General features: G+C 67.8%; 1 protein-coding gene. It reads right to left on the reverse strand.

The window, feature by feature from the left end:
* Positions 1-348: hypothetical protein (locus ACXAHD_RS32440; protein WP_475055231.1), on the reverse strand; the 348-nt coding region annotated here is incomplete at both ends.

Raw genomic sequence — 348 nt, forward strand, 5'->3', positions numbered from 1 at the left:
GCCCGAGGAAGTCCATCTTCAGCAGGCCGATGGACTCACACGCGCCCATGTCCCACTGGGTGATGATCGCCCCGTCCTGCTCCCGCTTCTGAATCGGCAGCACGTCCACCAAGGGGTCCCGGGACAGGATCACCCCGGCCGCGTGCACCCCCCACTGCCGTTTCAGCCCCTCCAGGCCCTTGGCCGTGTCGACGATCTTGCGGACCTCGCCGTCGGACTCGTACAGCGCCCGGAACTCCACCGCCTCCGGGTAGCGCGGGTGTTTCGGGTCGAAGATGCCGGTCAGCGGGATGTCCTTGCCCATCACCGGCGGCGGCATCGCCTTGGTGATCCGGTCACCCATCGCGA

It is taken from the genome of Micromonospora sp. ABR4_055, from assembly GCF_056160425.1.